This window comes from Wolbachia endosymbiont (group A) of Icerya purchasi (assembly GCF_947251635.1).
GTDB lineage: Bacteria > Pseudomonadota > Alphaproteobacteria > Rickettsiales > Anaplasmataceae > Wolbachia > Wolbachia pipientis.
In genome coordinates this window covers 344,568-361,454 of record NZ_OX366357.1, presented here as the reverse complement: position 1 = coordinate 361,454, position 16,887 = coordinate 344,568, and the positions used below count along the sequence as shown (strand labels likewise).

Below are 16,887 nucleotides of genomic sequence, written 5' to 3'. Positions count from 1 at the left end.
TCTATTTTTTGTTAGCTAACGAGTTTTATATGTAAAATATATGTAAAACCCGATGCTTATTGGAATAGTAAGTGTATACACTATACCTAAAATTGGTAGAGTCATCCAGGGCTTACTGATGAAAAATACAATAAGTACTCCAAAAAATGACACAAATATATAGGATAGGCTTTTGGGAATATAAATATATTTTGCAGAGAAAGTTGGAATGTGACTTATCGAAAAAAATGAAATGGCCAGAAAGTAACAAGCTACGTTTCTTGTGTTAAAAAATCGCTCTATGAGAAGTAAGTATTCACTCTCATGAGATTGAAAGGTAATAATTATTGGTAACAAAGAAAGTAAAGCACACACTGGAGCTGGAATACCAGAAAAGAAAAATTTTTTCCAGTGTGATTGTTCTGAGTGTAGCGAAACATTAAATCTTGCAAGTCTTATTGATATGCAGATTACATATATCATTACTAAAATCCAACCTATGACTTTGATTTCGTTTAGCTTCCAAAAATACAAAAGAAATGCAGGCACTGCACCAAAATTTAGAAAATCTGCAAAAGAATCAAGCTGGGCTCCAAAATCGCTAGTTGATTTTAGAATTCTAGCTATTCTGCCATCCATTCCATCTAGTATTGCTGCAATGATGATAAAAATTACTGAGAATTCCCATTGTTCATTAAATGTAAATTTAAGTGAAGTGAGACCAGAACATAAACCCAATAAAGTTATAAAGTTTGGGAATAATTTAGTAATAGGTAAGAATCTACTGTTACTTTCATCGTTATTCATATAACATCAAAAGTAAGCTTCTCTTGAACGTTTTCCTTATTTAAGTTTGCTATAATTGTTTCACCACCAATAACAGTTTGCCCTTCTGAAACTCTTACTTCTATATCAGCAGGAACATAAATATTCACTCTACTGCCAAATCTTATAATTCCAAACCTTTCACCTGCTTTTACGTTCTGGGATACTCCTAAATTACAAACGATACGACGTGCAATTAATCCAGCTATTTGCTCCACAATAATTTCTTTTCCCTTTTCGTATTCAATCACAATAACCTGCTTTTCATTTTCATTACTAGACCTATTGCTCATTGCGGATACAAACTTGCCTTTTTTATAACTCATTTCCTTTATCGTACCAGATATTGGTATACGGTTCACATGGACGTTCAAAACACTTAAAAATATGCTAACAAGCGTAAACTTCTTCTCTTCTCCATTTTCTGCCGATAAAGGATAATTAACTTCTTCAATTTTTGAAATCACACCATCAGCAGGACTTAATATAAGATCCTTATTGTTTGGCACAGCTCTTGCTGGATCACGAAAGAAATAAGTACACAATAATGTCGGGAACAAGCACGTAACACCAAACCCCCAAGATATAGAGAATGCTATACACGTTACTATAAAGGAAACTACTATAAATGAATAACCTTCCCTGTTTATATTAGGTAAACTAAAACACATAATCTTATTCACAATAACCTATTGTTAACAATTTATCATTTATAATTTCTCATGAAAAGCTTTTTTTAACTGCTTCAGCAAAGTCTTTTTGATACAAGACAGATTGTTATATTAGCACAGCATCATACTGTAACAACCCGTCCAACACAAAATCTAATGCCTAAGTTTAGATCAGAAAACTGATTCTTCTAAAAATTGCTCACTATCCTCGTCTATTATGATAGAATTATCATGATTTCTGAGTAAATCTCTGATTTTCGTTTCTATTTCATTTGCGACTTCTTTGTTTGTTTTTAGGTAAGTTTTTACATTCTCTCTTCCTTGCCCAAGACGTGTGTTGTTATATGAATAGTAAGCGCCTGCTTTTTCAAGCACACCAAGCTTTGCTCCCATATCTATTATTTCTCCGAGTTTTGATATACCTTCATTGTACATTATATCAAATTTCGCTTCTCTAAATGGAGGAGCAACTTTATTTTTTACAACTTTAACTCTTGTTTCATTGCCTGTAATATTTTCTTTGTCTTTTATTACACCAATTTTTCTTATATCAAGCCTTACAGAAGTATAGAATTTTAATGCATTTCCACCCGTGGTAGTTTCAGGATTTCCATACACTACTCCTATTTTCATACGAATTTGATTAATAAATATCAATATACAGTTCGCTTTTGAAACGGCAGAGGTTAGCTTTCGTAGCCCGTGACTTAGAAGCCTTGCTTGCAGCCCCATATGTTGATCACCCATATCACCTTCAATTTCAGCTCTTGGAGTTAATGCTGCGACAGAGTCAATAACTATCACATCAACCGCACCAGAACACACTAAATACTCAACAATATGCAACGCCTGCTCTCCAGTGTCTGGTTGTGAAATCACTAAATCATCAGTGCTTACCCCAAGTTTACGAGCATATAAGACATCCAATGCATGTTCTGCATCGATAAATGCGCATGATCCTCCTTTTTTTTGTGCTTCAGCAATCACGTGCAAGGCAAGAGTGGTTTTACCAGAACTCTCGGGGCCAAATATTTCAATTATACGCCCTTTTGGCAGACCTCCAACACCTAGAGCCGAATCAAGCGCAATTGATCCTGTGGATATTGTGTCTATTTTTTCTACAGGGTTTTGCTTCAACTTCATTATTGCACCTTTACCGAATGCTTTTTCAATCTGGCTTATTGCGTTATCTAGCGCTTTTTGTTTATCACTATTTCTTTCTTCTGGGTTACTTGCCATAGATCATTTATTAATTTATATAATTCTCTATGATAATCAAACGCGAATAACCTGCCAAGGTTTTTCTAGTATTTATGTATTATTTCAATGAAAAATATTAACGTTTTCATAAAGCAGATATTTGTTTGCCTTCGTTAGTAACACACTATACTTTAGTGTACGAACGTTGCAATTTGCAGCATAGCAGGTGGTGTCATCCAAGTAGCCAACACTGAAATGACTAAATTCGAAATGGCTACATGAATTTATTGTAAATTACTACCGTATAAACGCGAATTCTGGATTAAAGGAGAATAGAAAAGGCAGAAAACAGGGTAAACTCAGCAGTTATAAAAAAATAGATGAGGTTACCCATGGAAGATATAACAAAACTGTTTTGTTTGGTCGATGATTTTTGCAGAGATATAGAGAAAAATTTTGCAGGCAAACTACTGCCAAATGGTAAAAAACCCACAAGAACAACGGAAATTGAGCACTCTGAAATCATGACAATAATCCTGCTATATCAACAATCTCCGTGTAAAAATTTCAAAACTTTCTATCTACATTACCTAACGTTGCTCTACAAATCAGAGTTTCCAAAGTTGCCTTCATATACCAGGTTTGTTGCTCTAAAGCCTAGGGTTTTGTGGCATTTAGCAATGTTGTTGCATTGGCTTTGTGGACAGTCAGAAAACACTGGAATTTCATATATAGACACAACTCCCATTGCAGTTTGTCATGCAAAAAGAATATCCAAAAACAAAGTTTTTGCTGGAATTGCAAAATTAAGCAAGAGTACTTACGGCTGGTTTTTTGGTTTCAAATTACATATGGTAATCAATGAAAATGGTGAAATTCATGCACTTACGCTAACAAAAGGCAATGTTGATGATAGGATACCTGTGCCAAATTTGACGGAAAAATTAACCGGCCTTTTGTTTGGTGACAAAGGTTATATTGCAAAAGAGCTTTTTCAGAAGCTGTTTGACCGAGGTTTGAAACTTGTTACCAAGGTGAAAAAAGGTATGAAAAATACATTAATTTCGCTAAATGAGAAGATTTTACTGAGAAAAAGGTCTATCATTGAGACTGTTTTTGGTTACCTAAAAAATAGACTAGAAATTGAACACACTCGCCATAGATCCCCTGTTGATTTCTTGGTTCATATCTTTTCTACTCTCATCTCCTATTCCATCAAATCCAAAAAGCCTTCTATTTCCTATACTTCCTTCCTTAATCCAGAATTCGCGTGTCTTAGTACTCATCTAGATGATCAAGAAGCACTTGGTGATCTTATAGATAAATTTCAACCTGCAATTATGGTAATTGGTAGTGACATAAAAGAGGTAGAACAAAAAGTTAATGAGAAAGCTCAGGAAATGAAGCCAGATTCTCAATTAGGTAGTTCAAGTACTGAACGAGTGAGTGAAGAAGAAAATAAAACCCTCTGATGGCTTGGGGAGGGAATGGGAAAAATAGAGATCGGGAATGTTCAAAAAAGTGTGTCAAACCGAAAAAAAGTAATAAATTGATATAAAAAAATGGAGGTTTGACAATGAGTCAGAAAGTAGTAAACAGAACTACCGGATTGGTAGATTATAAAGAGTTGGAAACAAATATCCTGTCGTCTATACGAGAAGGAAGACCGTTGACAGGAAGGGACGGAGCATTAACACCATTTATAAAAAAGCTGCTGGAGGCAAGTTTGGAAGGTGAAATAGAAAACCACTTGTTGGCTGAAAGCGAAGAAAATAATCGAAGAAATGGGAGAAATGGAAAGACTTTACGGACAAGTGCAGGTTCATTTGAGCTTTTGACGCCAAGAGATAGGGAAGGAAGTTTTGAGCCGTAAATAGTCAAAAAAAGGCAAACAAACCAGAGCTTGAAACGAAGATTTTGAGCACATTTGCCAGTGGTATGAGCTATAGAGATATAGCGTCACACGTTGAGGAAATTTATGATCACAAAATATCGGTTGCAGAGATATCAAGTATTACCGACAAATTACTGCCTATAATAAATGAATGGCGTAGTCGTCCACTGCAATCAGTATACCCGATAGTATTTATGGATGGGATGTTCTTTAAGGTCAAAGAGGATGGACATTGCGTAAGTAAATGTATGTACAATATATTGGGCATAGACCAAAATGGCAGAAAAGAAGTCTTGGGCTTTTATTTTGCTGAAAGTGAAGGAGCTAACTTTTGGTTGGGAGTGCTAAATGACCTCAAAGAAAGAGGAGTAGAAGATATTCTGATTGCATGTGTAGATGGGCTAAAAAGCTTTCCTGCAGCTATAAATAGTGCGTTTCCTAAAGCAGAAGTACAGCTATGTATAGTGCATCAGATAAGGAATTCACTGAAATATGTATCAAGCAAAGATGTGAAAGTTTTCATGAATGATCTGAAAAAATATATCGTGCTGCAAGCAGAGAAATTGCCGAGAATTACTTACTTGAGCTAGAAGAAAAATGGGGAGAAAAGTACCCATTGGTTGTAAAATCGTGGCAGAATAATTGGATCCGGCTATTTTAAGTATTCTGGCCCAATCAGGAGGCTAATTTATACTACCAATCCTATTGAGGGGTTGCATAGACAGATTAGAAAATTCACTAAAACTAAGGGCTCATTTACTAGTACAAATGCCTTGTACAAACAGGTATATTGTGCTATAAAAAAGGTAGAGGAAAAGTGGACGATGCCTATATCTGATTGGGCATTAACTATCTCTCAACTTGATATTTTCTTTCCTGATAGATTGAAAATTGAGTTGAACTAAAAATGCGGTTTGACACACTTTTTTGAACATTCCCTAGAGATCTACTCCTTTTTATCCACTTTTTTGAGCAATCCACCTCCACATCTAACACACATCTCAGTGATTATAATATCTAATTTTTGATCATGTTGTTCTACAGGTAGATTTTTACAATATTGTTTCTCATAGGCTACACCTATAAATATTTTTCCAAGTGGCCGTAATTTTTTTATCATTTCATCATACCAACCACCGCCAAAACCCAACCTATTAAAGTGATTATCAAAAGCAATAATAGGAGTAATGATTGTGTCGGGAATTACATCTTCATTTGTTTCGTTCCATTCCTCAAATTTTAGTAACTTATTTTTATTAGGAATTGCTACTTTATAATCTAAATCGAGTAAATTATGCATCAAAGGCACAACATCTATTTCCTCATCCATTGGAATGTAAGCTGCTATTGTTTTGCCTTTAACGTAGCTTAAGTTCTGATTAAAGAGATTAATAAGGGAATTTGCCGCATAACTGGAATAACTTTCATCAATATCTTTTCTTATAGCTCTATATTGCTCTCTTATTTCCTTTTTGTGCTGTTTAATATCTTTGAACATGATCTATCCATTTTGCAGTAAGTTTTTCTTGTAAACTATTTTGCTTCAAGCGCTCACTTAAAAAGTCAAAGTCAACACACTCCATATCCTGGTCTTGATTACTGCAACTATAAACAAAACTCTTTTCTCCTGTTTTTGCATTTATATGTTGCTGCACACACTGAGCGCAGATTTCTTTCATCATACACTGCATAGGAGAATTAACTGATGATATTGCTATGTGACTTGACTTCAGATATGGCTTTAAAATTGTTTTTCTAGCTTCATTCACAGCTTTCATCATTTTATCAGAACCAATAGTGATAATTTTATCTATAGTGTTTAAATTAATACCTAATCTTCCTTGTTGATAAGAGACTATTGCATCAACTATATTACCATGAAAGGATTTATCTTGATCTCTGCTTGTTTCTATCAATCCTTCTTCACATGCCCAAACTACTGCATTTGATGCACGCTCTATCAGTGCTCGTTTAAATACATCACTTAATTTCTTATAGCCAGCGAAGTACAAAACCTTGTTATTATTTTCAAGACATGCCTTCCCTATCGAAAATAATACTGCATTTCCAACTCCACCACCAATTAGCATTATATTCTTCATGTGCTACTTTAACTACATTTGTTCAAATTTTTTGAAATTTTGTAGAACAAAGGCACACAAAGACAGAGACAAGGACACTCTCTGACTTCAACTATACCGATAACTGACAGCTGAATTTTTACGCATATCATCTAATAACAAGTTGCTTTGTATCATAATCTTTTGTTGGTATATCTGCTGTTTAATTGCTTCTATATCCGCTGCATTACTCTTGATATCACACAACATCATTAACTTTGCAGTGCCATTTTCTCTCAATTCTACTATTTCATTCACGCTTGTTCTACTAAATAAAATCTGTAAATCAGGGTTTAAATCTCGCATTTTTATTTCAAATTCTTTTGCGTTTGGCAGCTTAAAATTATCTGCTAATTTGTCAAAATTTAAACAATTGACCTTTTGCTCTTTAAAATTAGAGAATAGACTTTCTGAACCCTCAACCACAATCTGTTTTAATTTTAAAGTGCTTTCCAGCAGTGCATGATTAAGCTGTACTTTATCTATTACTTTTATCACAGAGCAACCTTCACTGAAACTGAATGGACCTGCTATGTTGTTGGTTTCCAACCCTTCTAAAACGCCCTTGAGTTTGCCTTTTAGCTGACTTAAATTAACTGTTGCTTTACGCATCCTTATTGGAGATTCTGGATTATTACTACTACGTAATTTTTTTACTAAATCTTCAGCTATACCATAAACATCCTTGTCTTTTTGATCAGGAATTATAAACTCTTGGAACGTGATAAGATAATCCGGCTTTTCTGTTTGCCTTTTTACATCATCCACTTCTTTATCGCTTATATTAATAAATGGCACAATTCTTACTTCAATAATTTTGCTCCATAGTAACTGACATTTTATTTGTTTTCTTAAAATACTAAGATCTATATTATGCTTTTTTATGTATTGATCAACTTCATTAGCCTTAAGTTTAAAACTTTGGGTTAAAAATAATATGATAGCATTATCTAACTCCTCGTTGCTCAATTTTATATTCAGCCTCTGCGCTTCATTGATGATGATAATTTCGTCTATTAGCTCCCTAAGAATTTGAGGTTTTGCTCCTTTTTGATCAACACTTTGAGTGCCAAACAATGAATTTATAAAGTTGATGCGTTTTTCGATATCTAAATTTGAAATTGGCTCACCATTTACATCTGCAACAATTTCAATCTCGATTGCAAGCAACCTAAGTGGCAACACTATTAACAGTAAGATTAGTATTTTATACATACAAGTAAAGTTGTTTAGTTAATAACCAATTCTATAATAAATACTGAGTCAATGCTAGCCAACTTTTTAATAGTTAAAGACGGAAATAAAAACCATTGCAACAAGATCAGGTAAACAGGCTAAAAACATGCCAATATAGCGAATTCAGACCGTGCTAAAACAGTATACGGAAGGAGAGGGATTCGAACCCTCGATACGACTTTTCAATCGTATAACGGTTTAGCAAACCGCCGCCTTCAGCCGCTCGGCCACCCTTCCAAATTTAGAACTAAAGATTATATAATACCAAGACCTCTACCACCTGTCTAATGCTTTTAATCGCAACATTTTTCCGAACAACTGTAATTTTTAGATCTGTGGTACAAAAATCTATAGCTAACCCAAGAAAGGTCTCCCTACATCATACCGCGATTCATTCCATAGCTGTACGAACGTTGTCTAGCAGGAGGCCAGCGCCCCTATGATGTCATCCCAGTGCTCCTTTTTTGTCATCCCAGTGCGTGACACTGGGATCTAGCCTTTATTATTTGGTTGAAATTAAGTCTTCTGGATCCCAGTGTCAGCTACTTTCATGACATCATCATAAAGTAAAATGAGATCCCAGTGTCAAGCACTGGGATGACAGAAGAAGGAGGCGCTGCCGTCTTGGATGAAAAAGCTGGATTCCAGACTGGAATGACACCATTTGCTGTGCAGTTTACCTTCAAGAATGAATGTTCGTACAGTTGTGCGCGGTATCTCAGCATAGATTCCGCTAACAAGTAGCTGAATGACGAATTTGTTGTTTTTCAAATTGTAGGCAAACCTAAGCCACTTTAGCTATAAATCAATAAAAACTAACTTCTGCTTTTTTCAATGATTTTCTTTGCTTCTTCTATACCAACCCATTCTCCAACTGCTACCTCTTTTCCCTTTTCTAGATCTTTATAATGAGAAAAGAAATGAACAATTTTATCTAATAGGTTTTTAGATAAGTCAGAATAGTCCTTTATATTGTCATAATAGCTATCAACACTGGAAATAGGCACAGCTAATATTTTTTCATCTTCTCCTTTTTCATCTTTAGTGAGTAATGCGCCTATTGGACGCACCGATATTAAAACACTAGATGCTAAGGGAAATTGAGTTAGCAGCAAAACATCCACAGGATCACCATCACCTGCGCAGGTATTTGGTATAAACCCATAATTGCAAGGATAAGTCATTGAGGTAGACAAAAATCTGTCAACTTGTAACAATCCAAGCTCTTTATTAAATTCATACTTTACAGGCTCAGCATTTGCACTTATTTCAATTACCACATTCACCGCATTTGGTACCGCTGTTATTTTACTTAAATCCATAAATCACCTCTTAACTTAAGAATAAGCATTATACAATATATGCTTTTAAGTTGCTACATTTATGTAGTTCTAGGCTTGTTTTGCATGGAACGGTTCTAATTTCTTATTCTGCACATCATCGACTGTTGAAAGCGGTGGTTCCTGTGGTGATTTCAATAGTTGAAATAAAGCATATACTACTACAATAGTCAGCACAGCAGCAACTATTAGGTTAGTAAGGTTGTTTTGTGGCAAAACATCTTTTATTGAGTTGAGCAATTTTTGCTCCATAAAGAAATAATCAGCAACAGATAACCCAATAGATAATACAAACATGCCTAAAATGAGCTTACAGACTGTGTTTTTATGGTCTTTTTTCTTGCTGATGATGAAATCTGGCCTGCATTCATTCTCTTTTTGCGGTGCTGAATAATATGTGTTGTTTATTATTCTCTCTTCAAACTTATTGCTATTTTGCTTCTTTAACAGCTGTTTCAAAGTTGGTCCAATGCTTTTAAAGGTTAAAAAATCTTGATTATCTTGATCTGCTATTATATTTAATATTTTGTTTAATTCACCTATCCCTTTGTAATTCAGCGTATATTTAGTAGACCCATTCTCATTTGGTAAATCGATACACCGTAATATTCCAGTTAAGTCGCTTAATATTGACGAACTTTTACCTAGCCCTAATACTTCTCTTTTTACTATTTTATCAGGTGACAAAGGTTTCTTATAACTACCTCTCAAAGGATATAATAGAGAAAATAATAAAGCCACATCTCTATCTACTTTTATATCTTGATGAATAGAATAGTAACAATCGATAACAAATTTATTAAAATAAAACTCTTTATCAGATTTTTCATTTAACAGTTTTTTGATGTCAGTAAATACCTTATTTTCAAAATCTTCTACTGTTTCAAATACTGGGTTTCTCTTTGGATTTGCCAAAACGTTAAGAAGCTTTAATTTTTTTTGATCTTCTGTCAATTCTGCTCGATCTATAACTTCCTCTAGCAGTTCTTTCAGCACCATATGACTAGTAGACATTCTTTCATTTTCAATTGCAGCATATATTTTATCAATTACTTCTTGAGTATTTAGCTGAGTATTCTCTACAAGAGCTTCATAAGCTTGAATATAAATTAAAAATAGCCCTTGTAGGCTGAATTTTAAGTTAAAATATTTATCTAATGGTTCTTCTTCTTTTCTAATAAATGCAGGTAAATCAACATGATTTCTGCCATCCATGTTGCAATACAAACCAACATGTTGAAAACTACCTAAAAAAATAAATAACGTCTCTAATAAATCACCCTTACCAACAATTTTTATCAGCTCTTCAACTTCTTTTACCATTGCAAAACCTATAATGTCCTACTTTATAGTATAAGTGATATGGGGTAAAATAGCAATAAATATTATTGTACGTTTACATTCTGTATCAAAGAATTAAGCCCTTTAGTTAAGAACATATCCATCCACCGCCAATTACTTGCTCATCTTTATACGCTACACAGGCTTGACCAGGACTGATGCCAAAGTAATCGTCGTTTAAAATGATACAGGCTTTATTTTTTTCGTCAGTTGAATGTATTGTTGCTACACTTCCCACATGTGATGATCTCAGCTTCACAGTTACTTCCATACCTTCCTTTGGCTGCTCAAGCCAATTTAATTCTTTGATCAATATCTTTTTTTGCATTAATGCGTTGATCGGCCCGACTATAACCTCATTATTTTCTGTATTAATTTTTATCACATAAAGAGGTTCATTGTGTGCGATACCGAGGCCTCTTCTTTGGCCCACTGTAAAATTTACTATGCCACTGTGCTCACCTAACACTCTTCCGTTAATGTCCACTATTTTGCCTTTCTGTACAGATCGTGGAGCTAGTTTAGCTATTGTTTTGCTATAGCTTTCGGAAACGAAACATATGTCTTGGCTGTCTGTTTTTTCAGAAATTTGCAAACTAAAATACTTTGCTAGTTTTCTTATATCACTTTTATAGAACCCACCGAGTGGAAATCGCAAAAGCCTCAACTGCTCCTTTGTTGTGGCAAACAGAAAATAGCTTTGATCTTTACTTTTATCAATGCTTCTGCACAACTTTACCTCACCATTTTTTTCTAACCTTCTCACGTAATGTCCTGTTACGAGCACATCCGCACCAAGATTTTTTGTAACTTGCAATAGATCACGAAATTTTACCGTTTGGTTGCATTTTACACATGGTATGGGAGTTTCCCCACGCATGTAGGTACTTGCAAAATCCTCTATTACTTCCTTTTTGAATATTTCCTCATAGTTTAAAATATAGTGAGGAAAGCCAACACTTTCAGCCACGCGCTTAGCGTCATAAATATCCTGTCCAGCGCAGCATGCACCTTTTCTTGCGTTAGCATTACCGTCGGTGCCATAGAGTTGCAGAGTTACACCTATCACCTGGTACCCAAAGTTATATAGCAGTGCTGCAGCAACGGAGCTATCAACTCCCCCGGACATTGCAACAATAGCCTTGGTCTGGTGCGGAGCTTTATCTTTTAGCAGAGGTTCAATTTTAAATTCTTTTAGCATAATTGTCTTAATTTATAAATGCAAATCTTGTGTCATTCCAACATACAACTGTGCAAACGTTTTGATTTGGGGGCAATTCACATAGTAGATGATGTCATGAAAGTAGCTGACACTGGAATCTAGTTTCTATTACACAAATTCATTAAAACAGCATATTTATTTGTAATCAAGTTTCCTGGATCCCAGTGTCAGCTACTCGGATAACACCCTTTTCTGCTAGAAGTTGCCTTCAAATTACTTGGTGCATGACACTGGGATCTTATTTATATTACATAATTCCATCAAAACAATTCGATAAACTACCTTCAAAAACAATTTAATCTTGCTTGAATAAAACATGGCCAAAATAATCCATGTTTTCAAGCACTTTTCCACTACCCAAGGCAACACAACAAAGTGGGTCATCTGCAACACGAACTGGTAGTTTTGTTGTTTCACTGATAACTTTGCCTAAGTTACGCAATAGTCCACCACCACCGGATAAAATTATTCCTCTATCGACTATATCAGAAGAAAGTTCAGGTGGAGTGCTCTCCAGCGCAGTCTTAATAGCAGAAATTATCTGATGTACAGGCTCTATTAAACTCTCTGCAACTTGATACTCTGACAAAAGCATTTCTTTTGGCATGCCACTCACTAAATCCCTGCCTTTAATTATCATTCCCTCTTTGTTATCTTCACCTGGCAGACTGGCTGAACCTATGCTTTTCTTAATTTTCTCAGCGGTTGTTTCACCGATTAATAATTTATGATTTTCACGAATATATGACTTTATTGCCTCATCCATAATATCGCCACCTACTCTGGCAGAACGTGAATAAACAATTCCACCTAAAGAAATAATTGCAACTTCAGTTGTACCGCCTCCTATATCAACAATCATAGAACCCTCAGGTTCAGTAACCGGGAGCCCAGCTCCGATTGCTGCAGCCATTGGTTCTTCAATTAAAAATACTTCATTTGCACCAGCACTTTCTGCTGCATCTTGTATAGCACGCCTTTCAACTGGCGTGGATCCAGATGGAACGCATATGATAATATTAGGTTTATTAACAGTGAATTTTGTGTTTGCACTGCGTATGAAATATTTTAGCATTTCTTCCGCACTTTTAAAATCAGCAATAACTCCATCTTTTAAGGGCCTTATCGCCTCTATCTCTCCAGGCGTTTTTCCAAGCATCATTTTAGCTTTTTTACCAAAAGCATAAGGAACGTAGCTTCCTTTTTCCTTTATTCTTGCTACAACTGAAGGCTCATCAAGCACTATTCCCTGATTTTTCTGATAAACTAAAGTGTTTGCAGTACCAAGGTCTATAGCAATATCGCTAGCAAACAAACCTTTGAAAGTAAAAAGGCTATAAAACTTTCCGGTTAATTTTCGAACAAAATTCATACATAACTCAAGAAAACCATTTATTGAGACAAATTATACTTTTCAGATAAGTAGTAAGTAACACACTCAACGTCTAAACCCTTACCTGTTACTTTTTTTAGCAGTTCCAGGTCACACTTTGCACTGTATATATTTTGAGATAACCAACTGATAAGTAAACTAAAATCTCCTTTTATTATAGCACCTAAAGATTCGTAATGATTCTTTTTAATGAAAGAGAAAATCTGCACAGCAGCAATTAAAGCAATAATTTTTATAGGAAAGTAGCCCATAACACCACTTGCCCAATATTCATCTTGAAAATAAGTGTTTAGCTCATTTTCAGCTTTTACTGGAATTTTATAGTGCTTCATACCTTCCAGCCACGCATCATGCAGGTCTTTGACTTCCAATGTACCATTTATTATATCTTGTTCTAACCTAGTTCTCAACATAATATGAGCTAACAGACTAAATTCATCTGCATTTTTTAAAAAAGAAGAAAGGTTTATTTCATTGAAAATCAAGTACAAATTTTCAACACTGCTAACTTTCTCGTTAGTTTTGCCTTTTATAGCAAATTTCTCTTTTATGTGTGGTTGAATGAACTCAATAAATTCTCTGGATGTTCCAATCATCCTTTCCATAAATAACCCTTGAGTTTCATACATAACATGTCTCGTAATTGGGCTATTTATAGAATTTTGCGCTAAACATTTTTGATAAATTGCATAACCACTATGCCGTAAAAGAGAAAATAAACCATAACAAAAGTCAGATTCATCATAATCTATAGGGCAGTAATAAGAAGTACGAACCTCATGCAGTGCAACGCCCATTTGCTGTAAACATAACGAGCCAAGTTCAATCTGCTTCTGAGTAGCAACTTTTTGTATATTAGTAACCTTATCCTTTTTCTGCTTTTCAATTATTTTATCTACATTTCCGCTAAAAAATTTGCCTACCTTGGGAAATATTTCCTTTATGTTCTTTTCTGTGATATCAGAATCATAGTCAGCAAGCAGTGAGTCGTATTTTGAGCATTTTAATTGCTGCGATTTTATAGAAGCTACTTCGCGAATGAGTTTGATTAAATCAGCAAAACGTTCTTTTAGTTTTTCCAAATTACTGACTGCAGAATTGGTTAGCCTCCATAAATTTTGGCATTCAACCTTAGCTTTGGATAAAGACTTTACTAAATCAATAGGAACAGCACTGTTGCTTTTATGTATTCTCTCTATTAACTTTAGCTGCTGAGTATTTGCACTTTTTTTGTTACCAAGAGCATCTGCTAATGATTCCTTTATTGCGTCATGAGAGATAATTTCATGTCTGATTTCTTCTAGAAGACTCATTTGTTCAACTTTGTCCTCTATATTCAATTGGCTTTGGTTTAGTACTTTTAGCGTATCTTCGATATTCTTTACCCTATATAATACTTCCTCTAAAAACTTATAAGATTTCATATTTGTCCATTATTTTAGAAAACATCTGTTTAACATCGTGATAGATTAATAATAAAGTTAAAAGTATATTTACTTAAAGTACAATAAAAAATTGTACTTTTTATTCCTTTATTGGATTTTTCTACTCAGAGTCCAGCATATTATAGGAAAATTAATTGTAAGGTTGTAGAAAAAGTATTTAGTATTTTATTTCTCTTGACTATATTACAATATGGAGAGATATTAGCTACTGAAATTAAAGTTACGCACTATTTAAAATTTATGGAGGTTTAGTAATGTGGAGTAGACTGGTTATAATGTGCTGTTTTTGTTTATTACTTACTGGTGTAAGTTCTTGCCCAAAAAAAGGAGCAAATACAACAAATAAAATAAATTCTGTTGTTAAGCAGATAGGTGATAAAAGAGTTTTCTTTGGTTATGATGAATCTAATATTACTGAAGTAAGTGCAGATGCATTACTTGACGTAATGGAGGTGTTACAAGATAACCCTGACGCGAAGGTTACTTTAACTGGTCACACTGACAACCGTGGTTCTCATGAATATAATCTTGCGCTAGGCGCTAGAAGGGCAGATGCAGCTAAAAAATTTATGGTTAGTTGTACACCCTACATAGAAAACAGAATAAAAACTGCTTCTAAAGGTGAAACTGAGCCTTTGGTTAATGTAAAAGATGATTCTAGAAATTCTAAATATGAAAAAGAGCATGCTAAAAATCGTAGAGTGGAATTTTCATTTTCTGGAATAAAGAAATAGTTTCTTGCATTAAAACCTGGATCCCAGTGTCAAGCACTGGGATGACATAAAGAAAGGGCAATGGGGTAGACAAAAAAGGACAAACTTGTCATATTTCGTTGCTTGAGCGGGATCTATATATACCACAAATAAGTCGCGGTATGACGTAAGAGATCTGACCTATCTGGCCATCAAGAGACATAATGGAATTAGAGTTATTATTTCAAAATGTGGTTAATAGTTTTGCTTTCTATAACAATCAAGTTGCAGTTGCAGTATCAGGTGGTGTAGATAGTATAGTCTTACTGCACTTAATGACTAACTGGGCAAAAAAAAACAAGCTTTCACTTCCTATAGCATTAACAGTAAATCATGGATTACGTCCAGAGTCTCAAAAAGAAGCTGATTTTGTTGTAAGTTATGCAAAGGAACTTGGAGCAAAGGAATCGTTCATATTAAATTGGGAAAAGCAAAATATTAAAGGCAATATTCAGTTACAGGCACGAAAAGCACGGTATAAGTTACTGGCAGAGTGGTGTAAAAACAATAATGTTAAATGTTTGCTCGTCGCTCATCACAAAGATGATCAAGCAGAAACGTTCTTATTAAGATTAGAGCGAGGTAGCGGCGTAGATGGATTATCATCAATGGACTACAAGTCTTTCCTAAATGGTATTTATATATTTAGACCATTGTTAAATTTTAGTCGTAGTGAAATAGAAAAGTACGCTAAGCTTCACCAGTTAAAATGGATCGAAGATAGAAGCAACTATGACTTAAAATACAGGCGAACTTTATACCGTAACTTACTTAAAGCAAGTGATAATCAAGAGATTTTAACAGAGCGAATATGCCTCACAGCCCTTCATATGAAAAGAGCTGCAAAAGCGTTGATGCACTACACACGCCTTGCGTTTAATGACTGCGTTAATGTGCATGATCTTGGTTATATTGAAATTAAACTAAGTGAATTTTATCAATTGCCAGAGGAAATAGCCTTGAGGCTTCTTCTTTACTCTATAATGGCAATTGCCAGTAAACACTATAAACCAAGGTATAATAGCCTTATCGTAATATTTAATAAAATATTGCAAAAGGATAGTAATGTTAACTGTACACTTTCTGGGTGCAAAATAAGAAAGTATGGAGAAAATATCTTGATAATTAGAGAATCGTCAAAGATACAAGAAATTACCGTAAACCTACCTTTAAATGAACCTACTCAATGGGATAACAGATTTAGCTGCACAATACTCGGAAATCAAGAGTGTTCAGTTATCATCGCTCCATTAAAAAAAACACAAAAAATTCCTGAATTTCCGAAGGATTACAACTGCTGCCCTGAAGTTTTCTATTCTTTGCCTGTAGTGCTAAAAGATGGAAAGGTGCTTGCTTATCCTGATGTAAATTATAACGAAAAAAATACCAATGACGATAAGGCTCAATGCATTATTAATAGCACAATAAAACAAAATTTGGTAAGCTTGATTAGTATTTAGTTAGAAATA

15 protein-coding genes, 1 tRNA gene and 2 pseudogenes are annotated in these 16,887 nt (G+C 34.5%); 6 read left to right on the top strand and 12 right to left on the bottom strand.

Annotated elements, in window-relative coordinates; genetic code table 11:
* Positions 1–15: 15 nt before the first annotated feature.
* The 3 genes from OPR17_RS01860 to recA form a co-directional block, all read right to left on the bottom strand.
* Positions 16–786, bottom strand: coding sequence for a CDP-alcohol phosphatidyltransferase family protein (locus OPR17_RS01860; RefSeq protein ID WP_265021896.1), 771 nt, complete (start codon positions 784–786; stop codon positions 16–18).
* Entirely contained in the window at positions 783–1,475 is a 693-nt protein-coding gene (locus OPR17_RS01855) for a phosphatidylserine decarboxylase (RefSeq protein WP_265022137.1), read from the bottom strand. The genes OPR17_RS01860 and OPR17_RS01855 overlap by 4 nt, the downstream gene beginning before the upstream one ends.
* Before the next feature lie 171 nt (positions 1,476–1,646).
* Positions 1,647–2,714 (bottom strand): recombinase RecA, encoded by a 1,068-nt coding sequence (gene recA / locus OPR17_RS01850; protein ID WP_265021895.1) that lies wholly within the window; start codon positions 2,712–2,714, stop codon positions 1,647–1,649.
* 353 nt (positions 2,715–3,067) lie between these two features.
* Between recA and OPR17_RS01845 the strand changes: the two are divergent.
* From OPR17_RS01845 to OPR17_RS01835, 3 genes and pseudogenes are all read left to right on the top strand, one after another.
* Positions 3,068–3,931 (top strand): annotated as a pseudogene (locus OPR17_RS01845) (IS982 family transposase); the annotation flags it as partial.
* Positions 3,932–4,251: 320 nt separating this feature from the next.
* Positions 4,252–4,548 (top strand): transposase, encoded by a 297-nt coding sequence (locus OPR17_RS01840; protein ID WP_265021288.1) that lies wholly within the window; start codon positions 4,252–4,254, stop codon positions 4,546–4,548.
* A 65-nt stretch (positions 4,549–4,613) separates the two neighbouring features.
* Positions 4,614–5,474, top strand: a pseudogene (locus tag OPR17_RS01835) (IS256 family transposase).
* Between the two features lie 41 nt (positions 5,475–5,515).
* Here the strand turns inward: OPR17_RS01835 and OPR17_RS01830 are convergent.
* The 4 genes from OPR17_RS01830 to OPR17_RS01815 form a co-directional block, all read right to left on the bottom strand.
* The gene (locus tag OPR17_RS01830) at positions 5,516–6,067 is read right to left on the bottom strand and encodes a 5-formyltetrahydrofolate cyclo-ligase (protein WP_265021894.1); all 552 of its coding nucleotides are present in this window, start codon (positions 6,065–6,067) and stop codon (positions 5,516–5,518) included.
* Positions 6,051–6,671 carry a ferredoxin reductase domain-containing protein gene (locus tag OPR17_RS01825; RefSeq protein WP_265021893.1) on the bottom strand — a complete coding sequence of 207 codons (621 nt, stop codon included), beginning with the start codon at positions 6,669–6,671 and terminating at the stop codon, positions 6,051–6,053. Before OPR17_RS01825 ends, OPR17_RS01830 begins: the two co-directional genes overlap by 17 nt.
* 87 nt (positions 6,672–6,758) lie before the next feature.
* Complete coding sequence (locus OPR17_RS01820; protein WP_265021892.1) at positions 6,759–7,904, bottom strand: SurA N-terminal domain-containing protein; 1,146 nt, start codon at positions 7,902–7,904, stop codon at positions 6,759–6,761.
* A gap of 167 nt (positions 7,905–8,071) precedes the next feature.
* Positions 8,072–8,162: transfer RNA gene (locus tag OPR17_RS01815), tRNA-Ser, on the bottom strand.
* Positions 8,163–8,507: 345 nt separating this feature from the next.
* Here OPR17_RS01815 and OPR17_RS01810 point away from each other — a divergent pair.
* A complete protein-coding gene (locus tag OPR17_RS01810; RefSeq protein ID WP_253302306.1) occupies positions 8,508–8,669 on the top strand; it encodes a hypothetical protein in 162 nt (53 codons plus the stop codon).
* A gap of 71 nt (positions 8,670–8,740) precedes the next feature.
* On the opposite strand, the gene ppa is transcribed toward OPR17_RS01810, so the two are convergent.
* The 5 genes from ppa to OPR17_RS01785 all read right to left on the bottom strand — a co-directional run bounded on the left by ppa (position 8,741) and on the right by OPR17_RS01785 (position 14,645).
* Complete coding sequence (gene ppa, locus OPR17_RS01805) at positions 8,741–9,247, bottom strand: inorganic diphosphatase (RefSeq protein ID WP_265021891.1); 507 nt, start codon at positions 9,245–9,247, stop codon at positions 8,741–8,743.
* A gap of 69 nt (positions 9,248–9,316) precedes the next feature.
* Positions 9,317–10,588, bottom strand: a complete 1,272-nt coding sequence (locus tag OPR17_RS01800) for a WD1261 family protein (protein WP_265021890.1) — start codon at positions 10,586–10,588, stop codon at positions 9,317–9,319.
* 106 nt (positions 10,589–10,694) lie between these two features.
* Positions 10,695–11,807: a tRNA 2-thiouridine(34) synthase MnmA gene (gene mnmA / locus OPR17_RS01795; RefSeq protein WP_265021889.1), complete on the bottom strand. Its 1,113-nt coding sequence runs from the start codon at positions 11,805–11,807 to the stop codon at positions 10,695–10,697.
* Positions 11,808–12,123: 316 nt separating this feature from the next.
* Positions 12,124–13,200, bottom strand: a complete 1,077-nt coding sequence (locus OPR17_RS01790; protein WP_265021888.1) for a rod shape-determining protein — start codon at positions 13,198–13,200, stop codon at positions 12,124–12,126.
* Between the two features lie 20 nt (positions 13,201–13,220).
* A complete protein-coding gene (locus OPR17_RS01785; RefSeq protein ID WP_265021887.1) occupies positions 13,221–14,645 on the bottom strand; it encodes a gluzincin family metallopeptidase in 1,425 nt (474 codons plus the stop codon).
* Positions 14,646–14,920: 275 nt separating this feature from the next.
* Between OPR17_RS01785 and OPR17_RS01780 the strand changes: the two genes are divergently transcribed.
* Positions 14,921–15,400, top strand: a complete 480-nt coding sequence (locus OPR17_RS01780; protein WP_182319815.1) for an OmpA family protein — start codon at positions 14,921–14,923, stop codon at positions 15,398–15,400.
* Positions 15,401–15,582: 182 nt separating this feature from the next.
* Positions 15,583–16,878, top strand: a complete 1,296-nt coding sequence (gene tilS, locus OPR17_RS01775; RefSeq protein WP_265021886.1) for a tRNA lysidine(34) synthetase TilS — start codon at positions 15,583–15,585, stop codon at positions 16,876–16,878.
* Positions 16,879–16,887 lie beyond the last annotated feature (9 nt).

Coding starts and splice junctions, on each gene's coding strand:
- OPR17_RS01860 (WP_265021896.1), bottom strand. CDS start 786: ATGAATAACGATGAAAGTAACAGTAGATTCTTACCTATTACTAAATTA.
- OPR17_RS01855 (WP_265022137.1), bottom strand. CDS start 1,475: ATGTGTTTTAGTTTACCTAATATAAACAGGGAAGGTTATTCATTTATA.
- recA (WP_265021895.1), bottom strand. CDS start 2,714: ATGGCAAGTAACCCAGAAGAAAGAAATAGTGATAAACAAAAAGCGCTA.
- OPR17_RS01840 (WP_265021288.1), top strand. CDS start 4,252: ATGAGTCAGAAAGTAGTAAACAGAACTACCGGATTGGTAGATTATAAA.
- OPR17_RS01830 (WP_265021894.1), bottom strand. CDS start 6,067: ATGTTCAAAGATATTAAACAGCACAAAAAGGAAATAAGAGAGCAATAT.
- OPR17_RS01825 (WP_265021893.1), bottom strand. CDS start 6,671: ATGAAGAATATAATGCTAATTGGTGGTGGAGTTGGAAATGCAGTATTA.
- OPR17_RS01820 (WP_265021892.1), bottom strand. CDS start 7,904: ATGTATAAAATACTAATCTTACTGTTAATAGTGTTGCCACTTAGGTTG.
- ppa (WP_265021891.1), bottom strand. CDS start 9,247: ATGGATTTAAGTAAAATAACAGCGGTACCAAATGCGGTGAATGTGGTA.
- OPR17_RS01800 (WP_265021890.1), bottom strand. CDS start 10,588: ATGGTAAAAGAAGTTGAAGAGCTGATAAAAATTGTTGGTAAGGGTGAT.
- mnmA (WP_265021889.1), bottom strand. CDS start 11,807: ATGCTAAAAGAATTTAAAATTGAACCTCTGCTAAAAGATAAAGCTCCG.
- OPR17_RS01790 (WP_265021888.1), bottom strand. CDS start 13,200: ATGAATTTTGTTCGAAAATTAACCGGAAAGTTTTATAGCCTTTTTACT.
- OPR17_RS01785 (WP_265021887.1), bottom strand. CDS start 14,645: ATGAAATCTTATAAGTTTTTAGAGGAAGTATTATATAGGGTAAAGAAT.
- OPR17_RS01780 (WP_182319815.1), top strand. CDS start 14,921: ATGTGGAGTAGACTGGTTATAATGTGCTGTTTTTGTTTATTACTTACT.
- tilS (WP_265021886.1), top strand. CDS start 15,583: ATGGAATTAGAGTTATTATTTCAAAATGTGGTTAATAGTTTTGCTTTC.